Here is an 820-nt window from a genome sequence, read left to right as displayed (position 1 = left end):
ATCGGACGTGGCAGGCCCGTACACCACGATCTCCAGCGGCGGCACCGGCACACCGGCCGAGCGGCGAGCCATCAACTGTTCCGTGAACTCCCGCAACGGAACCGCGTGCACGGCCGAGCTCAACCCGCGCAGGATCGCATCCGACGACGGATGTCCGTCTATGTCCCGCCCGTACATCCGCAGCACTGTGCGGCCATGCTCGACAACGACCGGTTGGAAGTTGGACGGAATGCGCTCCCCGTGGTCATCCCGCGTATATGCAAGTTCAGCCGGTGCTACCGCATGCGCCTCCAGTGTGGAGCTTATCGCCGACCGTAGTGCAGCAAGGTCGGCCGGACCACCCACCCGATGATCCACGCCCAGCATGCGCAACAAACGGTTGAGCATTTCATTGTGACGCGCACCGCCTCGATCCCGAAGCAGTTCATTGGTCGGCCACACATTCGGATCATTGATCGACAACCCGCCCCGTTCCCGGTGCCGACGAACTGTGGGGGTCCAATGCGGCTCCTCACGGTCATGGAACGTGACCTGCAGATAGAGTTGCCGCCCGACGTCCGAGACAAGCTGCGCATCATTGACCATGCGGGCTGCCTGGAGTGCCAGAACTTGCAGACGATGCACCTGCATCACCCCCACGCCGTCCAACGGCACCAGGCGGAGATTGATCCGTAAGACGTCCACCGGCAGGTCCGGCAGCGCCAGCGGCTGGGAAGAAGCCTCGCGGAGCCTCAGCACCCCATACGCGGCGACCGTCACCTCCCGAGACAGCGGCCCGCCAGGGCGATCAACGGTCCACGGCCCCGACGCCGTATCTGCA

The 820-nt window shown here is 64.6% G+C and carries 1 protein-coding gene; it reads right to left on the bottom strand.

Annotated elements, in window-relative coordinates:
* On the bottom strand, positions 1 to 759 hold a 759-nt coding region (locus ABD901_RS58760), incomplete at its 3' end, for a hypothetical protein (RefSeq protein ID WP_345145118.1).
* Positions 760 to 820: the final 61 nt, after the last annotated feature.

This window comes from Dactylosporangium darangshiense, assembly GCF_039537565.1.
GTDB lineage: Bacteria > Actinomycetota > Actinomycetes > Mycobacteriales > Micromonosporaceae > Dactylosporangium > Dactylosporangium darangshiense.
Note: the sequence above shows the minus strand (reverse complement) of the source record. Positions and strands in the feature narration are given on the sequence as shown.